This window comes from Pseudomonas sp. NFXW11 (assembly GCF_049887815.1).
Taxonomy (GTDB): domain Bacteria; phylum Pseudomonadota; class Gammaproteobacteria; order Pseudomonadales; family Pseudomonadaceae; genus Aquipseudomonas.
This window is the reverse complement of sequence record NZ_JAGEKI010000001.1, coordinates 210,769-230,436: the sequence shown is the minus strand read 5'-3', so window position 1 is coordinate 230,436 and position 19,668 is coordinate 210,769. Positions and strand designations below refer to the sequence as shown.

Here is a 19,668-nt window from a genome sequence, read left to right as displayed (position 1 = left end):
AAGCGTTGCGTGGCGCCCTGCGCCTTACTTACACTCGCGCCCATGACCCTAGAGATCCGCTGGGCGCAAGTGCCCGATACCGCCTTTCTTCCCGCCATCGAACGCTCGGCTGCCGAGCTGTTTCGCAGCGACCCGCAGCTGGCCTGGCTGGCCGATGGCGAAGTCATCGCCAGTGCCAGCCATGCCCGTCACCTGCAAAAGCACCCGCTCTGGGTGGCCGTGAATGCCGATCACCAGCGCTGTGGTTTTCTCAGCGCCCAGGTCTGTGGCCGCGAGCTGCATATCGTCGAGGTGTCGGTGGCCAGCCATTGCCAGGGCCAAGGCATCGGCAAGGCCCTGCTACAGGCGGCCATCGGGCACGCCCGCGAGCAAGGGCTCGATGCCCTGACCCTGAGCACCTTCCGCCAACTGCCGTGGAATGAGCCCTTCTATCAGCGCCTGGGGTTTATCACCCTGGCGGACGCGCAATTGGGGCCGCGCCTGCGCCAGGTGCTGGCCAATGAAACCCTGCACGGCCTGCCCGCCGAACGCCGCTGCGCCATGCGCCTGCCTCTCTAACCCCACCCGCGAAGGCGTCCGCAAGATCAGCGCAAGACTCAAGGTCCCCTTTGCTCGTAGGAGCTGGCTTGCCAGCGAAGGCGTCCTCAAGGCTTGCGCCCAATCCGAGGCCCTCTTCGCCGGCAAGCCGGCTCCTACGACAGCTTTAGGCCCGGTTCAAGCTGCAAAAATAATGCACTTAACCAGCATTATTATGAATTTGTCAGCTGCACCATTCCTGGGCACACTGTGCCCGTTCCTCCCCCAAATGTTGGAACGTTCAAGGGCTTTCTGGCGATCCAGACAAGCCCTTCTTTTTGCCTGCCGTTTGCCATGGAAAGTTCTCACCGATGTTTGCCCGCTGGAAACCCGCCGCCATCAATACCCGCCCCCTGGAATGGAGCCGCGCCGCCATTGGCATGGCCCTGGGCACCCTGTTCAGTGTCTGGTTCTGCGCCCAGGTCTATGACCTGCCGGTGGCGCTGCATCTGCTTGGCCCCCTGGGCGCCTCGGCGGTGCTGCTGTTCGCCGTGTCCTCGGGGGCCCTGGCCCAGCCCTGGTCGATCCTCGGCGGCTACCTGTGCGCTGGAATCATGGCGCTGCTGGTGGCCCATGTACTGGGTCGCAGCCTGGGCAGCGCCTGCCTGGCGGCGGGCCTGGCCCTGGTGCTGATGTGCTGGCTACGCTGCCTGCATCCACCGGCCGGGGGCCTGGCCCTAACCCTGGTGCTGGCAGACCCGGCCAGCATCGCCCTGGACTGGCTCGAGCTGGGCCCGGTGATGCTGGCCGCCGCCAGCCTGCTGGCCAGCGCCCTGCTCTACAACAACCTGACCCGGGTGCGTTACCCCAAGGGGGCGAGCGAAGCGCCGGTGCTGCTGCCGGCCATGGCCGCCAACGACAGCCTGGCGATTACCGCCGAAGACCTGAAGCAGGCCCTGGCGGAGATGGAAGAGTTCTTCGACATCACCCCCGAAGACCTGGAGCAACTGGTACATGCCAGCGAAGCCCATGCCCGCCGGCGCAGCATTGGCCAGGTGCTGTCTTCACGCACGGGCTAGCTCGATCTCAGAGCATCGGCGACCAGCGCTGCGACCAGTCGCTATCGCCCTGCACCACTTCGCGCAACACCCTGAATGCCTGCTGCAACTCTGCCGAATCCCGTTCCCGGGCATACAGCAGGTAGGTGGGGAAGTTGAATTCCGGAGCCTTTTCCACCCGTTCCAGCACCCCGCTGTCCAGGTAGCTCTGCACCACCCGGGTGCGGAAATAGCCACTGCCACCGGCATCCAGGATGTACTGCAGGGCCAGCGGCCCGAGGTTGAAGCCCAGCGCGGCCTTGGCCTGCTCGGGGAGCGCGGCGTCATGCTGGCGGCGGAAATCCTCGCCCCAGTCGATGTACACATAAGGCTCCGGGCAACCGGCCAGGCGCACCAGAATCAGTTTTTCCTCCAGCAACTGCTCCACCTGCAAACCCGGTGCATACAGCGGCTGGAACACCAGGGCGGCATCCAGCAGCCCCAGTTCCAGCTCTCGTTGCAGGCTGGCGCCCTCGCCGATCCGGGTGCGCAGCGCGTGGTTGGGCAACACCTGGCGCAAGCCCCGCACCCAGTTGAGCATCAGCGGGTTGCACAGGCTAGTCTCGCCGCCGATATGCAGCACATTGCGGTAGCCGGCGAGCAAGGGCAGATCGCGCTGGGCGGCTTCCCAGGTCTGCACCAACTGGTTGGCATAGGCGATAAAGGCCTCGCCATCGGCAGTGGGTCGGGCACCAGCGCGATTGCGCACCAGCAGCTTGCAATTGAGCTGGGCCTCCAGGTTCTGCACCCGGGCGCTGATGGCGGTCTGGGTCAGGTGCAAGCGTTCCGCGGCGGCGATCAGGCTGCCGCTGCGGACGATTTCCAGGAAAGTACGGGCCAGATCGATATCCATGGTGCCTCGCCGGCAGAAAATTCGAGCGCCATTGTAGCGGCGCTCGCCCGGCCCTGCTGCCCCTAGGCCGCGGACAACTGCCGGGCCGGCACCGCCAGGCTCACGGCCCGCACCGAAGCCCCCGCCACCAGCCCCAGGAGCCTGGCACTCTCGGCGCTGACAATCAGGGTGCCGGCCGCCACCCGGGCCGGCGCGGCGCTGATGCGGCAGTCGGCGAACTGGCGGTTGTGGATCAGGTAAGGCTCGGCCCCATCCCCCGGGGTGCCGACGCTCAGTTGTAGCACCTGGCTGTCGCGAACCGCGCGGATATCCCCGGTGGCGCACTCGATCAGCGGCCCGCCGTCGAAGATATCGATGTAGTCCTTGAAGGCAAAACCTTCGGCCTTGAGCATGCCCAGGGCCGGTTCGGTATTGGGGTGCACCCGGCCGATCACCGCCCGCGCAGCTTCCGGCAACAGGCAGGTGGGCAAGGGAAACTTGGGCATCAGCTCGGCGATAAAGGTTTTGTTGCCCAGGCCGGTGAGGTAGTCGGCGTCGGCGAAATCCATCTTGAAGAAATGTCGGCCCAGGCCCTCCCAGAACGGCGACACGCCCTGCTCGTCGGAATAGCCGCGCATCTCGGCGATCACCTTGTCGCCAAAGTGCTGGCGAAACTCGGCGAGGAACAGAAACCGTGCCTTGGACAGCAGCCGGCCATTGAGCCCCTGGCGATGTTCGGCATGCAGGAACAGCGAGCACAGCTCCGATTGCCCGGTCATGTCGTTGCCCAGGAACAGGGTCGGCAACTGCTGGTTGATGCCCAGGTTCTTCGAGGCGGCGACAAACAGCCCCAGGCGATAGTTGTACCAGGGCTCGCGCAGGCCCACGGCGCCGGCCAGGGCGCAGATGCCCACCACCTGGCCGGAGGCAGCCTGGAGCACGAACAGGTAGTCGGCATCGGCCCGCGAGGCCTGGCCGGCGAAGGTGCGTTCGGCCCATTCCAGGCGCGAACGCAGGCGCCCGGCATCCGCCGGCAAGGTGGTCAGGCCGGCGCCGGCGCTGTGGGCCAGGGCCAGCAGGGCCGGCAAGTCGGCCAGGATGGCGGGACGGACAATCATCGGGCGTTCTCCAGCTGGGGTTGACGTTCGGGCAGGTAGATTTCCGCCAGCATGCAGCGGGCGCTGCCGCCGCCGATGCGCTCGATGGTGTCGATATTCACCGGCAACGGCTGGACATGGCGCTCGATCAACTGACGCTGCTGGGCGTCCAGCGAGCGCCAGGCGTTGCGGGACATCACCAGCAAGGGCTCTCCGGCACTGTTGTGCAGCTCGAGCATATTGCCGGCGAAGGATTCCAGCTGGGCCCAGGTCAAGGGCAGCAGCTGTTTGCCACTGTCTTCCAGGCGCTGGCGCAGGCTCGCGCGCTCCTGGGGGTCGTCCAGGGCTTGCAGGCAGGCCAGGGCCAGTTGGCTGCCAACGCTCATCATCACGTTGGTGTGGTAGATCGGCACGCCGTGGCGGTCACGGGCATGGAAGGTGCACAGCTGGTAGCCCAGGTGCGTCGCCAGCTGCTCCAGGGCCTGGGCGTGGGTGCGGCTGGAATAGCCGGCGTAGCAGATGCGCTGCTGGCGATCGAGGACCATGCTGCCGGTGCCTTCGAGGAAGATTTCCTGTTGCTCCAGGGCGGTCAGGTCCAGGGTGCGGTGCACTTGATACTGCGCATGCAGGTGGGCCAGCACCCCCTTGAAACGTTCCAGGCGCCGGTTGTGGCCCTGCATCGGGTACAGCACCAGGGTGCCGTCGGGGTGGCTGCTCCAGCAGTTGTTGGGAAAGATCGAATCCGGGGTGTGAGGCAAGGCCCCATCCTCGTGCACCAGCACCTTGACCCCCTGCTCGCGCAAGGCAGCGACATAACCGTCGAACTCTTCCAGGGCCCGGGCCTGGACCTGTTCGGCAACCCCGGCCGGGCGCTGGAAATTGTTGTGGGCGGCGGTGTCCTGGTTGAACGCGAAATGCGTGGGGCGAATCATCAAAACGCTGTGGGTGGTCTGCATGGGGCACGCAAGCAATGTGGTTTGAGAGGTGCCCATTGTGATTTTGCAGAGAGGAAAAACCCGGCTGAAGGCCGGGCCCCGGCGAGCGGAAATGGCTGAAAGCGGGGGGCGGATCAGCCGATTCTGCGGTAACAGGTGCACACAAGATCAGCGCAAGACCCGAGGGCCTCTTCGCCGGCAAGCCGTCTCCTGCCGTTATTCCATACCGGTCTTGACCATCGCCAACTCGGGATGGCTCACCAGCTTGTCGATATGCAGCTCCGGGTCATCGAACCAGACCTCGGTCAGCACCCGGTAATGCTCCATGTCGCGACAGCGCATGCGCAGGCTGTAGTCGAAGGCGCCGCTGATCAGGCGGCATTCCAGCACCTGCGGACAGGCCCGGACCTTGGCCTCGAAGGCCTTCTGCGCCGCTCGCCCGCTCTGGTTGGACAAGGCCACCAGCACCAGCAGCGACAACCCCGGGGTCAGTTTCTTCTCATCGAGGATTGCCCCGTAACCGCGGATCACCCCCAGCTGTTCCAGTTTGCGCACCCGCTCCAGGCAGGGCCTGGGGGTCAGGTGCACGCGCTCGGAAAGCTTCTGATAGGTGATGCGCCCTTCGTGGCGCAGCACCTCGATGATCGCCTGGTCGATCCGATCCAGCACAATCGACACGTCGCGAATGTCCGCCATTAACGTTTTCCCTCACTTCAAACGACCGGATAGAAATTGCTGCAAACGCTCACTCTGGGGCTGGTCGAGGATAGCCGCACTGCCCTGCTCCTCGACCCGCCCCTGATGCAAGAACAACACCTGGCTCGACACCTGCCGGGCAAAACCCATTTCGTGGGTGACCATCAGCATGGTGCGCCCTTCTTCCGCCAGGGCCTGGATCACCTTCAGCACCTCGCCCACCAGCTCCGGGTCCAGCGCCGAGGTGGGCTCGTCGAACAGCAGGATCTCCGGCTCCACCGCCAGGGCCCGGGCGATCGCCACCCGCTGTTGCTGGCCACCGGAGAGAAACGCCGGGTACTGCTCGGCCACCCGTTGCGCCAAGCCCACCTTGTCCAGGTAGGCCCGGGCGCTGGCCTCGGCCTCCTGGCGGCTGCTGCCCAGCACCCGGCACGGCGCCAGCATGATGTTGTCCAGCACGCTCAAGTGGCTCCACAGGTTGAAATGCTGGAACACCATGGCCAGCCGCGTGCGCAGGCGCTGCAACTGGGCCGGGCTGCTGACCTGCATGCCACCGGGGGCATCGCGGGTGACGATGGCCTCGCCGTCCAGGGCAATGGCCCCGGCATCGGCCCGCTCCAGGAAGTTGATGCAGCGCAGCATGGTGCTCTTGCCCGAGCCACTGGCGCCGATCATGCTCACCACGTCGCCGGCCCGGGCATTCAACGAGACGCCCTTGAGCACCTCGTTGTCACCAAAACGCTTGTAGAGATTTTCCACGGTCAATTTGTACATCGAAAACTCCTGGAGCCACGGCAACCCGCCGCGGCCCTGGGCAAGAAATGAAGGGTCAGTGGGCCGGGCCGAGGAAGCTCAGCCAGCGCCGCTCGGCCAGGCGAAAGGCGCCCACCAGGCCGAACGACAGGCCCAGGTAGAGCAAGCCGGCGATACCGAAGGCCTGGAAGGTGAGGAAGGTCGCGGCATTGGCGTCGCGGGCCACCTTGAGGATGTCCGGGATGGTGGCGGTGAAGGCCACCGAGGTGGCGTGCAGCATCAGGATCACCTCGTTGCTGTAGTACGGCAGCGCCCGGCGCAGCGCCGAAGGCAGGATCAGCCGCCAATACAGGCGCCAGCCACTGAGGCCGTAGGCGTGGGCCGCCTCGATCTCGCCATAGGGAATGCTGCGGATCGCCCCGGCAAAAATCTCCACCGTGTAGGCACAGGTGTTGAGGGTGAACGCCAGCAGGGTGCAGTTCATCGCATCGCGAAAAAACGCCTCCAGCAACGGCTGCTGGCGAATCGCCGCGATGCCATACAGGCCGCTGTAGCAAATCAGCAGCTGGATATACAGGGGCGTGCCGCGAAACACGTAGGTGAACAACTGCACCGGCCAGCGCAGCAGCGCCCGCTGGGAGGTGCGCAGGATCGCCAGCGGCAGCGACAGGACAAAGCCCATGGCCAGGCTCGCCACCAACAGCCACAGGGTCATGGCCAGGCCGGTGAGGGTTTCGCCATCGCTGAACAGAAAGGGACGCCAGTATTCCTGGATCAGTTCGATCATCGCGCCAGCCCTCGCACGCCCTGGTTATAGCGCCGTTCCAGCAAGCGCAGCAGCTGGTTCGAGGCGCTGGTGATCAGCAGGTACAAGGCCGCCGCCAGGAGCAAAAAATCCAGCATGTTGAAGGTGCTCTTGCCGGCTTCCTGGGCCACCTTGACCAGGTCCGCAAGGCCGATGATCGACACCAGGGCGGTGGCCTTGAGCAGCACCAGCCAGTTGTTGCCCAGGCTTGGCAAGGCGAAGCGCATCATCTGCGGGAAGACCACGAAGCGAAACCGCTGCCAGCGACTCAGGCCAAAGGCCGCCGCCGCTTCCTGCTGACCCCGGGGCACGCTGAGCATCGCCCCGCGAAAGGTCTCGGTGAAGTAGGCGCCGTAGATAAAGCCCAAGGTGACGATACCGGCCACAAAGGGGTCGATTTCCATATAGGGCCAGTCCAGCAGCTCGGTGAGGCCAGTGAGCCAGCCCTGCAGGCTGTAGAAGATCAGCAGCATCAGCACCAGGTCCGGCACGCCGCGGATCAGCGTGGTGTAGCAGGCCGCCGGCAGGTTCAGCAGGCGCAACGGCGAGAGCTTGGCCGCCGCCCCCAGAAGGCCCAGGAGCATGCTCACCAGCAGCGCCAGGGCCGAGAGTTTCAGGGTCATCCAGGCACCGTGCAGCAACAGCGGGCCATAGCCTTGCAGGACCGCAAGGTCCAGGCCGAGAACAGAGGTTGAGGTAGTCACGCCAGTCACCTTGGGCGCGCCACGGCCCGACGCGGGACAGGCGCTTGCCGTCCCGCACCGAATCCGCGGGCGATCAGTTGTTGTAGAGGTCGAGGTCGCCGAAGTACTGGCGCTGGATCTGGGCGTAGATGCCCTTCTCGTGCAGGGCCTTGATCGCGCCATTGAGCATGGCCTTGAGCTCGTCCTGGTCCTTGCGCAGGCCGATGGCGATCTCGGAAGGCACCAGCGGGTCGCTGATCCCGGCGCTGTTCTCGAAGTCGGCGCCCTGGGGCGAGGCGAGGAAACTCATCTGCGCCTGCAACTTGTCCTGGATCGAGGCGTCGAGGCGGCCATAGACCAGGTCGGCGTACACCTGGTCCTGGTTCTGGTAGGCCCGCAGCTTGACCCCGGCCGGCCCCAGCTTGGCCTTGGCGTAGGTTTCCTGGACGGTGCCCTGCATATAGCCCAGGGTCTTGCCCTTGAGGGACTCGCCAGTGGGCTCCAGGCCCGAGCCCTTGCGGGTGACGATGGCGGTGGGCCCGGCGTACAGCCGGTCGCTGAAGTCGATCTGCTTGCGCCGCGCGTCGGTAACGGTCATCGACGACTCGATGGCGTCGAACTTACCGGCCTTGAGTGCCGGGATCAGGCCGTCGAAGTCGTTGCTGATCCACACGCACTTGAGTTTCAGCTCGGCGCAGATGGCGTTGCCCAAGTCCACGCCGAAGCCCTGCACACCGCCATCGGCAGTGCTGGATTCAAAGGGCGGGTAGCTCGGGTTGACCCCAAAGCGCAGTTCCTTCCATTCCTTGGCACTAGCGCCCATGGATACGCACGCAATTGCCAGGAACGGCACAGCCAGCCATGTTCTATTCATTCTTCAGAGTCCCGGATTATTTGGATTTATAGCGACCCGGCGGTAACGCCGGGCCCCACTTGTGACAGGGGCAGAGAGTGAGTGCGGGGTTACCGCCGTCGGTTCTTGTTGTGGTGTACCAGCCCGGCGCGCAACACCGCGGCTGTGTTTGTTGCCGCGCTCGGCGCTGCAACGGAGCGCCAGAATGCCAACACCCACCCGCGCCGGGGTGTCGTAAGGGGGGCTGCAAACAGCCGGGATCGGCTGATAACGGCTCATTCACAGCCGATTCTGTCGCCAGGGCTCTGCACTCGGATCCAGCGCGGTTGTGCAAGGCCCGACCGGGGTTTTCGACCTTGCAAAAATGCACAGTCGACCTGCAGGTTTCGGGGTTGTAATCGGCAAATTTGCACTGTTACGATCCGTCGATCCTTCGCGCGCGAGTGCGATATAAAAAACAATAAAAGCAGGGAGTTAGTGATGACTGCTCAGGTTTCATCCCAGGCGTCAAAGGAGTTGCACGCCGGTACTGAGGAAGTGCTGGTGGAGGTACGCAACCATATCGGCCACCTGACCCTCAACCGCCCCGCCGGCCTCAATGCCATCACCCTGTCGATGGTGCGCACCTTGCAGCAGCAACTCGATGCCTGGGCCCAGGATGCCACTGTGCATGCCGTGGTGCTGCGCGGCGCCGGGGAAAAGGCCTTTTGCGCCGGGGGCGACATTCGCTCGCTGTACGACAGCTACCAGGCCGGCGGCACCTTGCATGAAGAGTTCTTCGTCGAGGAATACGCCCTGGACCTGACCCTCCACCACTACCGCAAGCCGGTGCTGGCGCTGATGGACGGTTTTGTCCTCGGCGGCGGCATGGGCCTGGTGCAAGGCGCCGACCTGCGGGTGGTCACCGAGCGCAGCCGCCTGGCGATGCCGGAAACCGCCATTGGCTACTTCCCTGACGTGGGCGGCAGCTACTTCCTGTCGCGGATTCCCGGCGAGCTGGGGATTTACCTGGGGGTCAGCGGGGTGCAGATCCGCGCCGCCGACGCCCTGTACTGCGGCCTGGCCGACTGGTACCTGGCGAGCGACAAGCTGGCCCTGCTGGACCAGCGCCTGGACCGCCTGACCTGGGGCGACTCGCCCCTCAAGGACCTGCAGAGCCTGCTGGCCAAGCTGGGCGTGCAAACCCTCGGCGACGCGCCGTTACAGGCGCTGCGCCCGGCCATCGACCATTTCTTTGCCCTGGCCGACGTGCCGAGCATGGTCGAGCAACTGCGCAAGGTCACTGTGGCCGACAGCCAGGAATGGGCCCGGGCCACCGCCGATTTGCTGGCGACCCGCTCGCCCCTGGCCATGGCTGTGACCCTGGAGATGCTGCGTCGCGGTCGCGAGTTGAGCCTGGAACAGTGCTTCGCCCTGGAACTGCACCTGGACCGCCAATGGTTCGAGCGTGGCGACCTGATGGAAGGCGTGCGCGCCCTGATCATCGACAAAGACAAGAACCCCCGCTGGAACCCGCCCACCCTGGCCACGCTAGGCGCCGAACGGGTAGCGAGTTTCTTCAGCGGTTTCGACGGCAGCGGGAGCTGAACTCATGCACGACATCGAATTGACCGAAGAACAGGTAATGATCCGCGACATGGCCCGGGATTTTGCCCGCGGCGAAATCGCTCCCCATGCCCAGGCCTGGGAGAAAGCCGGCTGGATCGACGACGGCCTGGTGCGCAAGATGGGCGAACTGGGCTTGCTGGGCATGGTGGTGCCCGAGGAATGGGGCGGCAGCTACCTGGACTACGTGGCCTATGCCCTGGCCGTGGAGGAGATCTCCGCCGGCGATGGCGCCACCGGGGCGCTGATGAGCATCCACAGCTCGGTGGGCTGCGGGCCCATCCTCAACTACGGCAGCCAGGAGCAGAAACAGGCCTGGCTGCCGCGCCTGGCCAGTGGCGAGGCCATCGGCTGCTTCTGCCTCACCGAGCCCCAGGCCGGTTCCGAAGCCCACAACCTGCGCACCCGCGCCGAACTGCACAACGGCCAGTGGGTGATCAACGGCGCCAAGCAGTTCGTCAGCAATGGCAAGCGCGCGCAGTTGGCGATTGTGTTTGCCGTTACCGATCCAGAGCTGGGCAAGAAAGGCCTGTCGGCGTTCCTGGTGCCCACCGACACCCCAGGTTTTATCGTCGATCGCACCGAGCACAAGATGGGCATTCGTGCTTCGGATACCTGCGCGGTCACCCTCAATCAGTGCACCATCCCTGAGGCCAACCTGCTGGGCGAGCGCGGCAAGGGCCTGGCCATTGCCCTGTCCAACCTCGAAGGCGGGCGCATCGGCATCGCCGCCCAGGCCCTGGGCATCGCCCGCGCAGCCTTCGAAGCGGCACTGGGCTACGCCCGCGAGCGGGTGCAGTTCGACAAGCCGATCATCGAGCACCAGAGCATCGCCAACCTGCTGGCCGACATGCACACCCGGCTGAATGCCGCGCGCCTGCTGATCCTCCATGCCGCGCGCCTGCGCAGCGCCGGCCAGCCGTGCCTGTCGGAGGCGTCCCAGGCCAAGCTGTTCGCCTCGGAAATCGCCGAGAAGGTCTGCTCCTCGGCGATGCAGATCCATGGCGGCTACGGCTACCTGGAAGACTATCCGGTGGAACGCTACTACCGTGATGCACGGATCACCCAGATCTACGAGGGTTCCAGCGAGATCCAGCGCCTGCTGATTGCCCGGGAGTTGAAGCACTACCTGCTGTGATCGCTAGCCAGGAATAAAAAATCGCAGCCTGGGCTGCGATTTTTTTGCCTGCAATCTTTGTAGGCTCTGGCGCCGTGCAGCAGCACCGATCTACTGCCGCAGGTTCACCCCAAATGGCTGGCCGCCAACGGGCTTTTTACCCGGGGTGGGCGACGTCACGCTGATGATCGTCGCCTGGTCCTGACGACGCAGGGGAATCACCACGCTGCTGTCGGCATTCTGGTAACTGGCCATGGTGGCCAGCGCGATCGCCACGAAAGGTGAGGCGGCGCCGGTATCGCCCAGGCGTTGGCTGAGGTCGTAACTCACCCGGGAGTCGCGCAGGTCCAGCGAACTGCCGGCAGCCGTCAGTGCCGGTGCCAGTGCGGTCAGTGGCGTGCTGTCCGGCCCGCCGTCGTAGAACACCCGGGCTGGAGCAGGTGCAATGGCCTCCGTGGCCTTGACCCAGGCGCTGGCCAGTTGCGCAGCCAGGGCCTGGGGTTCAAGACGCTTGCCGCTGGCCGGGTGTTGCAAGGCAAGGCTGACCGGACGGTGCAGCTTGGCCAGCACCGGCATGGCGTCCCATTGTTCAAAGGCGTGCTCAGTCCAAGGTTGCGGGATGAAGGCTGAAGGCTGGAACTCGACGCCAGGTTTACGCCAGCCCCAGCCGTTGAACTCGGGATCGATGCGGTTCTTGTTGGCCTTGGTGAAGGGCGCGTAATAGCGCAGCCACTCGACACGCTCGGGGCGCCCCACCACCATGGCGACCATCGAATCGGTGAGCTCGCCGGGTTTGCGTGGCCCGGCGCCCCCGATCAAGGGCGCCTTTCTGGCGGACAGGGCGAAGGCCATGCTGAATCCTTCCTTGGCGTACACCAGCACCGCCGGAAGGTCGGGGTTACGTTCGAACAGCTGAAACAGGTTTTCGATCAGGTCTTCAGGAGTGTCGCTGCAGACGATGCCGTCCTGAAGATTGCGGATGCGATGCCAATGGAGCCCAGCCTTCACTCTCAGGTCATTGACCATGGCCGACAGGCTGTTTTGCGTTCTTTCAGGGGTAAAACGCAGGTTCGGAGCCTGTGGGTCCCAGCCTCGAACCACCGTGATGGTGGGGATCGGCCATTTCTCCAGAAAGTCCCACAACCCCAACTCCAATGCGTCCGCTTGGCGCTTTTCATAGGCCAGGTCCTTGTCATCGGCGCTCTGCGGATACTGCTGGGGATCCGTGGGCAGGATGCTGCCCACCTGCCGTGCCTCGGGCTGCCCGGCATTCTGCTTTTGCAACGCCTGCCAGACCTGCCCCTGACGAAACACATCCAGGCTGATGCCGATGCCGAGCACATCCAGGGTGGCCAGTCGAGGTGAAGTGCTGGGGGCACGGTAACGAGGTTCTACGGGCATGCTGGACGCCTTCCTGGCTGAGGTATAGGCCACCACGGGCGTGGCTGGACTGGCAAAGCAACGGCCTGCCATCAGGGGCAGCTCAGCGGCCTGAGCCCAGTGGCCGGCCTGCAACAGGCAGCCGATAAACAGCAGAGTGCGACGCATTGGAACAGCCCTTCCCTTCGGCACGGATCTTCAACGCCAGGCTTATCGGCTGCCGTTGGCGATCATCCATAAAAGCGGCCAAGACTACAGTGCTCTTGGGGGGCATGGGGCGGGCGAGGCAAAAAAAATCGCAGCCTGAGCTGCGATTGGATGCCGCGATGGCGAACAACGACGCTTGCAGGATCTGGCCCTTGGTTACCGGTCCTTGAACTGCGGATCGCGCTTGCCGATAAAGGCCGCCATACCCTCTTTCTGGTCCTGGGTGGCGAAGGCCGCGTGGAATACCCGACGCTCGAAACGCACGCCCTCCGACAGGCTGACCTCGAAGGCGCGGTTCACGCTTTCCTTGATCATCATGCTCACCGGGATCGATTTGCCGGCGATCAGCGCGGCCACTTTCAACGCCTCTTCCACCAGCTCATCGGCGGGCACGATGCGCGCGACTATGCCGCAACGCTCAGCTTCCACGGCGTCGATAAAGCGTCCGGTCAGGCACATTTCCATGGCCTTGGCCTTGCCCACGGCGCGGGTCAGGCGCTGGGTGCCGCCCATGCCCGGGAGCACCCCGAGGTTGATTTCCGGCTGGCCGAACTTGGCGTTGTCACCGGCCAGGATAAAGTCGCACATCAGGGCCAGCTCGCAGCCGCCGCCCAGGGCGAAGCCGTTGACCGCGGCGATGATCGGCTTGCGCCGGTTGGCCACTCGGTCGCTGTCGCTGAACAGGTCGTCGAGGTAGATCTGCGGGTAGCTCAGCTCGGCCATTTCCTTGATGTCGGCACCGGCGGCGAAGGCCTTCTTCGAGCCGGTGATGACGATGCAGCCGATTTGCGGGTCGGCTTCCAGGCGGTCCAGGGCCTGGTTGACCTCGGCGACAATCTGCGCATTCAGGGCATTCAACGCCTGGGGGCGGTTGAGGGTGATCAGACCGACCCGGTCCTTGATGTCGAGCAAAATGGTTTCGTAGCTCATGAATCAGCTCCTGCTAAAAAGTCAGAGATTGCGCGAAATGACCATGCGCTGGATATCGCTGGTGCCTTCGTAGATCTGGCAGATACGCACGTCGCGGTAAATGCGCTCCAGCGGGAAGTCGCTCAAATAGCCATAGCCGCCCAGGGTTTGCAAGGCAGCGGAACAGACCTTCTCGGCCATTTCCGAAGCGAACAGCTTGGCCATCGAGGCCTCCACCAGGGCCGGCTTGCCGGCATCGCGCAGGGCCGCGGCGTACTGCACCATCTGCCGCGCCACGGCGATTTGGGTGGCCATGTCCGCCAAGCGAAACGCCACCGCCTGGTGCTCGATGATCGGCTTGCCAAAGGTCTCGCGCTCGCGGGCGTAATCCCGCGCCGCCTCGAACGCCGCGCGGGCCATGCCCACCGACTGCGAGGCAATGCCCACGCGCCCGCCCTCGAGGTTGGCCAGGGCGATCTTGTAGCCTTCGCCCTCCTCCCCCAGGCGGTTGGCCAGCGGCACCTTCACATCCTCGAAGAGGATCTGGCAGGTGTCGCTGGCGTGCTGGCCGAGCTTGTCCTCGATCCGCGCCACCTTATAGCCCGGGGCATCGGTGGGCACGATAAAGGCGCTGATGCCGCGCTTGCCCGCCGCCGGGTCGGTGACCGCGAACACAATCACCACCCCGGCGTTCTGCCCGGAGGTGATGAACTGCTTGCAGCCGTTGAGCACATAGTGATCGCCATCGCGCCGGGCCCGGGTCTTCAGGCTGCTGGCATCGGAACCGGCCTGGGGCTCGGTCAGGGCGAAGGCACCGAGCATGGCACCGCTGGCCAGGGGCTTGAGAAAGCGCTCCTTCTGCTCGTCGCTGCCGAACTTGAGGATCGGCACGCAGCCCACCGAGTTGTGCACGCTCATGATGGTGGAACAGGCGCCGTCACCGGCGGCGATTTCCTCCAGGGCCATGGCATAGGCGCGGTAGCCGGTGTCGCAACCGCCCCACTGCTCCGGCACCAGCATGCCGAAGAAGCCCAGCTCGGCCATCTCGGCGATGGCCTCCTTGGGAAAGCGGTGCTCGCGGTCCCAGTCGGCGGCGAAGGGTTTCAGCCGTTCCTGGGCAAATTGCCGGGCCGCTTCGCTGATTTGCAGTTGTTCGTCATTGGGCAACATCACGGGTCCTCGTTACAGGCATTCAACGGCCATGGCCGTGGCTTCGCCGCCGCCAATGCAGATCGCCGCCACACCGCGCTTCAGGCCTTTCTGGCGCAGGGCCGAGAGCAGGGTCACCAGGATGCGTGCGCCGGAGGCACCGATCGGATGGCCCAGGGCGCAGGCGCCGCCGTGCACGTTGACCTTGGCATGGGGAATTTCCAACTTGGTCATGGTCACCAGGCTGACCACGGCGAAGGCTTCGTTGATTTCGAACAGGTCCACCTGGTCCAGGGACCAGCCGGTCTTCTTCATCAGGCGCTCGATGGCGCCCACCGGGGCCACCGGGAACAGGCTCGGGGTGTCGGCGAAAGCGGCGTGCCCATGGATCACCGCCAGCGGCTTGAGGCCACGCTTTTCGGCTTGCGAGCGGCGCATCAGCACCAGGGCCGCGGCGCCGTCGGAGATCGAGCTGGCGTTGGCCGCGGTCACGGTGCCGCCTTCGCGGAATGCCGGCTTGAGGGTGGCGATCTTGTCCAGCTTGGCCTTGGGCGGTTGTTCATCGTCGCAGATCAGTTTGCTTTCCTTGCCGATGGTCACCTGCAGCGGCACGATTTCGTCCTTGAAGGCACCGTCCTTGATCGCCTGCTGGGCGCGAGTCAGGGAGGCCACGGCAAAATCATCCTGGGCCTGGCGGGTGAAGCCGTTGGCCTGGGCGCAGTCCTCGGCGAAGGTGCCCATCAAGCGGCCCCTGTCGTAGGCGTCTTCCAGACCGTCGAGGAACATGTGGTCGAGCACCTTGCCATGGCCCATGCGGTAGCCACTGCGGGCGCGGTCCAGCAGGTAGGGCGCGTTGGACATGCTTTCCATGCCCCCGGCGATCACCACCTCGGCACTGCCGGCAGCCAGCATGTCGTGGGCCAGGATCGCCGCCTCCATGCCGGAGCCGCACATCTTGTTCAGGGTGGTGCAGCGGGTGCCCTTGTCCAGGCCGGCGCCCAGGGCTGCCTGACGTGCCGGGGCCTGGCCGAGGCCGGCGGACAGCACACAACCGAACAGCACTTCCTCCACGGAATCGGCGCCGATACCGGCCCGTTGCACTGCGGCGCGAATGGCTTCGGCGCCCAGTTGCGGGGCGCTGAGGCCCTTGAGTTCGCCCTGGAACCCGCCCATGGGGGTGCGCACGGCGCTGACGATGACAATCGGATCTTGAGCAATGGACATGATAAATCCTCCTTACTTGGCGGCCATGCGCAAGGCGCCGTCGAGACGGATCACCTCGCCGTTGAGCATGCTGTTTTCAATGATATGCCGCACCAGCGCGGCGTACTCGGCAGGTTTTCCCAGGCGCGGCGGAAATGGCACGCCAGCGGCCAGGCCGGCGCGCACTTCGTCGCTCATGCCGGCCATCATCGGGGTTTCGAAGATCCCCGGGGCAATGGTCATCACCCGGATGCCGAAGCGCGCCAGCTCGCGGGCCACCGGCAGGGTCAGGCTGGCGATGGCGCCCTTGGAGGCGGCATAGGCGGCCTGGCCGATCTGCCCGTCGAAGGCGGCGATGGAGGCGGTGTTGATCATCACCCCGCGCTCGCCGTCTGCGTCGGCCTGGGTTTCGGCGATGGCCGCGGCGGCCAGGCGCAGCAGGTTGAAGCTGCCGATCAGGTTGACGTTGATCACCTGGCTGAAGCTGGCCAGGGCGTGGGGGCCGTTCTTGCCCAGGACCTTCTCGCCGCGCACGATGCCGGCGCAGTTGACCAGGCCGTTGAGGCCGCCATAGGCCTTGACCGCCGCCTGCACCGCCGCTTCGGCAGCGGCCTCCTGGCTGATGTCCGCCACCACGCTGTGGCAGCCCAGCTGCTGGGCCTTGGCCGCCACGGCCTCGCCATTGAGGTCCACCAGCATCACTTTGGCGCCAGCGGCGACAAGCATTTCAGCACTGGCTGCACCGAGGCCGGATGCCCCGCCACTGACAAGAAAAACCTTGTTTGCAATCTGCATCGTTGAAACCCTGTTCAGGCGTTGACTGTTGCCGCCGTGGCCTCTTGAGCCTTGGCGATTTCCTGGTTGCGCAAGATAAAGCGCTGCAACTTGCCACTGGGGGTCTTGGGCAAGTCGCTGACAAATTCGATTTCACGGGGGTAGGAATGAGCCGCCAGGCGCTTGCGCACATGCTGGCGCAACTCCTCGGCCAACTCCGGGGTAGCGCGGTACTGCTCGCTGAGCACCACGAAGGCTTTCACCAGCTCGGTGCGCTCCGGGTCGGGCTTGCCCACCACCGCCGCTTCCACCACGGCCGGGTGCTCGATCAGCGCGCTTTCCACATCGAAGGGGCCGACCCGGTAGCCGGAGGTGGTGATCACATCGTCGCTGCGGCCAACGAAACTGATGCTGCCGTCCTGGTTCAACTCCACGGTATCGCCGCTGAGGTAGTAGTCGCCGACAAAGGCCTTGGTCGGCACCCCGGCATAACCGGCGAACCAGCACATCGGCGACTGGCTGCGGTCGATGGCGAGAATCCCTGGCTGGCCCACGCCCAGCTCCTGGTACTGCTCATCGAGCACCACGATGCGGTGGCCCGGCGAGGCAAAGCCGGCGGCACCGACATGCACCGGGTGCGCAAGACCGTGGTGGTTGCACAGCACCATGCCCAGCTCGGTCTGGCCGTAGTGATCGTGGATCACCACCTCCAACTGCTCGGCGAACCAGCGGATGACTTCCGGGTTGAGCGGCTCGCCGGCGCTGCTGACAATGCGCAAGCGGCCCTTGATCGACCGGGCGAAAGCGTCGCCGCCGGCAATCAGCAGGCGGTAGGCCGTGGGTGAGCCGGTGAGGTTGGTGATGCCGTACTTGTTGATCACCCGGCAGGTGCTTTCCAGGGTGAAGGGGCCATCGTAGAAGGTGATCGGATGACCCAGGCCCAGGGGCCCGGTGACGCCGAAATAGATGCCATAGGCCCAGCCCGGGTCGGCGACGTTCCAGAACGCGTCCTCGGGGCGCAGGTCCACCGCATCGCGGGTGTAGCTCTGGAACGCGACTATGGCCTTGAGCGGCACTTCCAGGGCCTTGGACGGGCCGGTGGTGCCCGAGGTGAACATCAACAGAAAGGGCTCTTCGCCGCTCAGCAGCACCGGCTCGCACTGGGCCGGGTACTGCGCCAGTTCGGCCCAGAAGCTGAAATCGCCGCGCACTATGCCCTGCCCCTTGGCGCCGCCCACCGTGACTGTGGTCGGGCAGTCGGCCACTTCGGCAAGCTTGGGCCGGTTGACTGCATCGGTGACCACCAGCTTGGCCTGGGAGCTGTGCAACCGATGCTCGATGGCCTTGGGGCCGAAGGCGGTGAACAGCGGCTGGTACACCGCGCCGATGCGCCAGGTGGCCAGCACGGTGATCAGCAGCTCGACATTGCGCGGCAGCAGCCCGGCGACCTTGTCGCCGCGGCCCACGCCCTGGGCCTGGAGGAAATTGGCCAGGCGCCCGGCCTGCTCCTTGAGTTCGCTGAAGGTGTAGCTGGCGCTGCTGCCGTCCCGGCCTTCCCAGAACAACGCGATACGACCGGGCAATGCATGCCGGTCACAACATTCGACACAGGCATTGAGGGCAGACAACGAACCCGCAAGGGTGCTGTCGACGGTGTGCTGGTAGTTGAAATCCTTGGTGGCGGACAGGTAGTTGCGCATTGCCAGAATCCCTCGCTGTTCTTATTAGGATGGGAACCGCATGAAAATCAGGCAAATACTGGCGCCAGAGCCCTCGCTGGACAATGGTCAAAGCTCTCAAGTTGCGTGACCGCTTTGGCCAAGAGCCCCCGATTGTCAGCGCCCGATAGGAGCGGGCCGGGCGGCGTTCCGCTTGCCCGCGAAGGCGTCCACAAGGGCGATGCATGGCTCAAGGGCCCTTTCGCCGGCAAGCCGGCTCCTACGATAGGGCGCTGTAGGCCAGGCTGGCGTTGATGCAGGCTATTGCGGGTCGTTGAGGATCAGGCTGCGATAGTGCCCGGGGTTGGAACCGGACCACTTGCGAAACGCCTTGTAGAACGAACTGGTGTCGGCAAACCCCAGGCGCTGGGCGATCTCGGCGAAGCTGATCTGCGGCTCCGCCAGCCAGAGAATCGCCAACTCCTTGCGCACGCTGTCCTTGAGCCCCTGGTAGCTCTGGCCCTCTTCCGCCAGGCGCCGGCGCAGGGTCGAGGCGGAGATGCACAGGCTCTGGGCCAGGCTCTCGCTCTCCGGCCACTGCTCCCCCGGCAACTGGCGCAACTGCTGCTTGATGCGGCTACCCAGGCTTTCGGGGTCGCGGTATTTCACCAGGATATTGGCCGGGGCCAGGGCCAGGAAACGCTTGAGCTCTTCCGGGCTACGCTTGATCGGCAGGTCCAGGTCGTCGGCGGCGATGATCATCCGCGTGCGCGGGCGGTCGAAACGCAGGTTGTCGGAGAACATCACCCGGTAGTCGTCGCAGAAATCCGGTTCAGGGCAGCGCAGCTCGATGGCCAGGATCGGAATCCGTCGCCCCGCCAGCCAGCAGGCCACGCCATGCACGATCATCCAGTAGGTGAAGTAGGTGAAGGCCCGGCGCGGCTGCGGCTCTTCCTCCAGCAGCACGATCTCCGCCAGGCTCTGCTGGCGCACCAATTGTGCCGGCAGGTGTTCGAGCATCAGCGAGAGGAAGCCCAGCACCGAATCCAGCCCCGCCGCCAGGTTCGGCTGGGCCATGGCCGCACGGCACATGAAGGCCAGGCTGCCCGAGCGCAGGCGCCGCGGGTCCATGCCGAAGAACTCATCGTCCAGGCGCCGTGCCAGCAGGCGCCAGAGCCGCGCATAGGCATTGGCCGGAACCCGGCCGCTGGCCAGGAGCAGGCCGGCGGGGTCGATGCCGACCTTGTGCAGCACTTCCTCGGTGGCGGCGCCCGGCGCACAGCTTTGCAGCAGCGCCTCGCGCACCAGTTGCAGGGAGATGGTGTCTTTTTCCGACATCGTGGCCAAGGCGTTCCAGGACAAGGGCTAGGACGGCCATCTTAGGCAGTGAGCGGGAAAA

At 65.1% G+C, this 19,668-nt stretch carries 18 protein-coding genes and 1 pseudogene; 4 read left to right on the top strand and 15 right to left on the bottom strand.

Features of this window, described 5'->3' with window-relative positions:
• Positions 1 to 42: 42 nt before the first annotated feature.
• Both J4P02_RS01045 and J4P02_RS01040 read left to right on the top strand, forming a co-directional pair.
• Positions 43 to 558 (top strand): GNAT family N-acetyltransferase, encoded by a 516-nt coding sequence (locus J4P02_RS01045; RefSeq protein WP_426186787.1) that lies wholly within the window; start codon positions 43 to 45, stop codon positions 556 to 558.
• Positions 559 to 887: 329 nt separating this feature from the next.
• Positions 888 to 1,595, top strand: a complete 708-nt coding sequence (locus J4P02_RS01040) for an HPP family protein (RefSeq protein WP_426186784.1) — start codon at positions 888 to 890, stop codon at positions 1,593 to 1,595.
• 7 nt (positions 1,596 to 1,602) lie between these two features.
• Here the strand turns inward: J4P02_RS01040 and J4P02_RS01035 are convergent, their stop codons facing one another.
• The 8 genes from J4P02_RS01035 to J4P02_RS01000 all read right to left on the bottom strand — a co-directional run bounded on the left by J4P02_RS01035 (position 1,603) and on the right by J4P02_RS01000 (position 8,288).
• Complete coding sequence (locus J4P02_RS01035; protein WP_426186781.1) at positions 1,603 to 2,466, bottom strand: LysR family transcriptional regulator; 864 nt, start codon at positions 2,464 to 2,466, stop codon at positions 1,603 to 1,605.
• Positions 2,467 to 2,528: 62 nt separating this feature from the next.
• Entirely contained in the window at positions 2,529 to 3,563 is a 1,035-nt protein-coding gene (gene astA, locus J4P02_RS01030; RefSeq protein ID WP_426186778.1) for an arginine N-succinyltransferase, read from the bottom strand.
• Positions 3,560 to 4,498: a citrulline utilization hydrolase CtlX gene (ctlX, locus tag J4P02_RS01025; RefSeq protein ID WP_426186775.1), complete on the bottom strand. Its 939-nt coding sequence runs from the start codon at positions 4,496 to 4,498 to the stop codon at positions 3,560 to 3,562. The genes astA and ctlX overlap by 4 nt, the downstream gene beginning before the upstream one ends.
• Before the next feature lie 195 nt (positions 4,499 to 4,693).
• Positions 4,694 to 5,173: an Lrp/AsnC family transcriptional regulator gene (locus tag J4P02_RS01020; RefSeq protein WP_426186772.1), complete on the bottom strand. Its 480-nt coding sequence runs from the start codon at positions 5,171 to 5,173 to the stop codon at positions 4,694 to 4,696.
• Between the two features lie 12 nt (positions 5,174 to 5,185).
• Complete coding sequence (locus J4P02_RS01015; protein ID WP_426186769.1) at positions 5,186 to 5,947, bottom strand: ABC transporter ATP-binding protein; 762 nt, start codon at positions 5,945 to 5,947, stop codon at positions 5,186 to 5,188.
• A gap of 55 nt (positions 5,948 to 6,002) precedes the next feature.
• Complete coding sequence (locus tag J4P02_RS01010) at positions 6,003 to 6,713, bottom strand: ABC transporter permease (RefSeq protein ID WP_426186766.1); 711 nt, start codon at positions 6,711 to 6,713, stop codon at positions 6,003 to 6,005.
• On the bottom strand, positions 6,710 to 7,435 hold the full coding sequence (locus J4P02_RS01005; RefSeq protein WP_426186763.1) for an ABC transporter permease: 726 nt from the start codon (positions 7,433 to 7,435) through the stop codon (positions 6,710 to 6,712). The genes J4P02_RS01010 and J4P02_RS01005 overlap by 4 nt, the downstream gene beginning before the upstream one ends.
• A 73-nt stretch (positions 7,436 to 7,508) precedes the next feature.
• The gene (locus J4P02_RS01000; RefSeq protein WP_426186760.1) at positions 7,509 to 8,288 is read right to left on the bottom strand and encodes a transporter substrate-binding domain-containing protein; all 780 of its coding nucleotides are present in this window, start codon (positions 8,286 to 8,288) and stop codon (positions 7,509 to 7,511) included.
• A gap of 459 nt (positions 8,289 to 8,747) precedes the next feature.
• Between J4P02_RS01000 and J4P02_RS00995 the strand changes: the two genes are divergently transcribed.
• Together J4P02_RS00995 and J4P02_RS00990 are read left to right on the top strand one after the other, a co-directional pair.
• Positions 8,748 to 9,854, top strand: coding sequence for an enoyl-CoA hydratase/isomerase family protein (locus tag J4P02_RS00995; protein ID WP_426186757.1), 1,107 nt, complete (start codon positions 8,748 to 8,750; stop codon positions 9,852 to 9,854).
• A gap of 4 nt (positions 9,855 to 9,858) precedes the next feature.
• Entirely contained in the window at positions 9,859 to 11,010 is a 1,152-nt protein-coding gene (locus J4P02_RS00990; RefSeq protein ID WP_426186754.1) for an acyl-CoA dehydrogenase family protein, read from the top strand.
• Between the two features lie 99 nt (positions 11,011 to 11,109).
• Here the strand turns inward: J4P02_RS00990 and J4P02_RS00985 are convergent.
• The 7 genes and pseudogenes from J4P02_RS00985 to J4P02_RS00955 all read right to left on the bottom strand — a co-directional run.
• Positions 11,110 to 12,537: pseudogene (locus J4P02_RS00985) on the bottom strand (type VI lipase adapter Tla3 domain-containing protein); the annotation flags it as partial.
• A 195-nt stretch (positions 12,538 to 12,732) separates the two neighbouring features.
• Entirely contained in the window at positions 12,733 to 13,506 is a 774-nt protein-coding gene (locus tag J4P02_RS00980; protein ID WP_426186751.1) for an enoyl-CoA hydratase, read from the bottom strand.
• A 21-nt stretch (positions 13,507 to 13,527) separates the two neighbouring features.
• The gene (locus J4P02_RS00975) at positions 13,528 to 14,655 is read right to left on the bottom strand and encodes an acyl-CoA dehydrogenase (protein WP_426186748.1); all 1,128 of its coding nucleotides are present in this window, start codon (positions 14,653 to 14,655) and stop codon (positions 13,528 to 13,530) included.
• Between the two features lie 12 nt (positions 14,656 to 14,667).
• Positions 14,668 to 15,858, bottom strand: coding sequence for an acetyl-CoA C-acyltransferase (locus tag J4P02_RS00970; protein ID WP_426186745.1), 1,191 nt, complete (start codon positions 15,856 to 15,858; stop codon positions 14,668 to 14,670).
• Positions 15,859 to 15,870: 12 nt separating this feature from the next.
• Positions 15,871 to 16,632 (bottom strand): SDR family NAD(P)-dependent oxidoreductase, encoded by a 762-nt coding sequence (locus tag J4P02_RS00965; protein ID WP_426186742.1) that lies wholly within the window; start codon positions 16,630 to 16,632, stop codon positions 15,871 to 15,873.
• A gap of 14 nt (positions 16,633 to 16,646) precedes the next feature.
• Positions 16,647 to 18,311 carry an AMP-binding protein gene (locus J4P02_RS00960; RefSeq protein ID WP_426186739.1) on the bottom strand — a complete coding sequence of 555 codons (1,665 nt, stop codon included), beginning with the start codon at positions 18,309 to 18,311 and terminating at the stop codon, positions 16,647 to 16,649.
• Between the two features lie 279 nt (positions 18,312 to 18,590).
• The gene (locus tag J4P02_RS00955; protein WP_426187693.1) at positions 18,591 to 19,607 is read right to left on the bottom strand and encodes an AraC family transcriptional regulator; all 1,017 of its coding nucleotides are present in this window, start codon (positions 19,605 to 19,607) and stop codon (positions 18,591 to 18,593) included.
• Between the last annotated feature and the right edge of the window lie 61 nt (positions 19,608 to 19,668).

Coding starts and splice junctions, on each gene's coding strand:
- J4P02_RS00975 (WP_426186748.1), bottom strand. CDS start 14,655: ATGTTGCCCAATGACGAACAACTGCAAATCAGCGAAGCGGCCCGGCAA.
- ctlX (WP_426186775.1), bottom strand. CDS start 4,498: ATGCAGACCACCCACAGCGTTTTGATGATTCGCCCCACGCATTTCGCG.
- J4P02_RS01020 (WP_426186772.1), bottom strand. CDS start 5,173: ATGGCGGACATTCGCGACGTGTCGATTGTGCTGGATCGGATCGACCAG.
- J4P02_RS00980 (WP_426186751.1), bottom strand. CDS start 13,506: ATGAGCTACGAAACCATTTTGCTCGACATCAAGGACCGGGTCGGTCTG.
- J4P02_RS01040 (WP_426186784.1), top strand. CDS start 888: ATGTTTGCCCGCTGGAAACCCGCCGCCATCAATACCCGCCCCCTGGAA.
- J4P02_RS00965 (WP_426186742.1), bottom strand. CDS start 16,632: ATGCAGATTGCAAACAAGGTTTTTCTTGTCAGTGGCGGGGCATCCGGC.
- J4P02_RS01035 (WP_426186781.1), bottom strand. CDS start 2,466: ATGGATATCGATCTGGCCCGTACTTTCCTGGAAATCGTCCGCAGCGGC.
- J4P02_RS00955 (WP_426187693.1), bottom strand. CDS start 19,607: ATGTCGGAAAAAGACACCATCTCCCTGCAACTGGTGCGCGAGGCGCTG.
- J4P02_RS01010 (WP_426186766.1), bottom strand. CDS start 6,713: ATGATCGAACTGATCCAGGAATACTGGCGTCCCTTTCTGTTCAGCGAT.
- J4P02_RS00960 (WP_426186739.1), bottom strand. CDS start 18,311: ATGCGCAACTACCTGTCCGCCACCAAGGATTTCAACTACCAGCACACC.
- J4P02_RS00995 (WP_426186757.1), top strand. CDS start 8,748: ATGACTGCTCAGGTTTCATCCCAGGCGTCAAAGGAGTTGCACGCCGGT.
- J4P02_RS00990 (WP_426186754.1), top strand. CDS start 9,859: ATGCACGACATCGAATTGACCGAAGAACAGGTAATGATCCGCGACATG.
- J4P02_RS01015 (WP_426186769.1), bottom strand. CDS start 5,947: ATGTACAAATTGACCGTGGAAAATCTCTACAAGCGTTTTGGTGACAAC.
- J4P02_RS01000 (WP_426186760.1), bottom strand. CDS start 8,288: ATGAATAGAACATGGCTGGCTGTGCCGTTCCTGGCAATTGCGTGCGTA.
- astA (WP_426186778.1), bottom strand. CDS start 3,563: ATGATTGTCCGTCCCGCCATCCTGGCCGACTTGCCGGCCCTGCTGGCC.
- J4P02_RS00970 (WP_426186745.1), bottom strand. CDS start 15,858: ATGTCCATTGCTCAAGATCCGATTGTCATCGTCAGCGCCGTGCGCACC.
- J4P02_RS01045 (WP_426186787.1), top strand. CDS start 43: ATGACCCTAGAGATCCGCTGGGCGCAAGTGCCCGATACCGCCTTTCTT.